1 protein-coding gene is annotated in these 979 nt (G+C 42.1%); it reads right to left on the reverse strand.

Annotated features, from left to right (window positions below):
* On the reverse strand, positions 1–979 hold a 979-nt coding region (locus AB4653_RS28255; RefSeq protein ID WP_372105940.1), incomplete at both ends, for an HD-GYP domain-containing protein.

Consider the following 979-nt stretch of genomic DNA (forward strand, 5'->3'; position numbering starts at 1 on the left):
TGTGTTTTAAATCCACATACTTGACGTCAATGAAACGTTTATTCTTTCGTGAATAGAAGCACTTAACGACAGGCTCAACAGGAGCATCATCATTCGATGACCATACGATTCCAAGATGGCCATTGCTCAGCTCAACGATGGCCCCAATAGGGAAAATACCAATGCAATTAATAAATTTGTACACCAATTGCCGGTCTAAGTGATTAGGTGTCATACCTAACATTATTTTAAACGCTTCCGCTGGGCTCATTCCACGTTTGTAGCAACGGTCAGCCGTCAATGCGTCATAGATATCGACGATACAAGCCATTCGGCCGTGCTGCGGAATTTGCTCGCCACTCAATCCATTAGGGTAACCTGTACCATCTAACTTTTCATGGTGCATTAAACATACATCACGGCTAATTTGACTTAAGCCTTCGATTTTTTTGATGATAGGTTTAGCAAATACTTGGTGTTGCTTGATGTGAGCGAATTCCTCCTCGGTTAAACGAGAAGGCTTGTGCAAAACATTATCATCGATATGCACTTTACCGACATCATGAATAATCCCACCAATAGCCAATGGCTTTAATCGGTCTTTGCCAAAACCCAAATGCTTGCCAAATGTGACCAAAAGTGTGGCGACATTAACGGAATGTTCAAGCAAATAGGCATCTTTCTTACGTAATGCAGAAACACATTGCAAGGCATCTGAATTGATCAGTGCTGATTCAATCAGCTCATCCGCCCAACCATCCAGTTCATCCGCAACAAACGTATGCGAATCAAATGTTGCCGTAATAATTTTCTGAGCAAGACCGCGCGCTTCTTGGATGATTCGCTCTGCATTTTTTTGTCTTACTTCTCGAGAGACCAATTTACTTGGAGAATTTTTACTGCTCTTTTGTTGTTCCTCACTCGTTTCGTCATCAGGAACGGGGTGAAATTTACAACCTTTAGCAGAGAGCTTCTTGTCAACCCAGACATACTTAATGCC

The sequence above is a fragment of the Vibrio sp. 10N.222.48.A3 genome (assembly GCF_041475345.1).
In the GTDB taxonomy this organism is placed as follows: Bacteria; Pseudomonadota; Gammaproteobacteria; order Enterobacterales; family Vibrionaceae; genus Vibrio; species Vibrio tasmaniensis_A.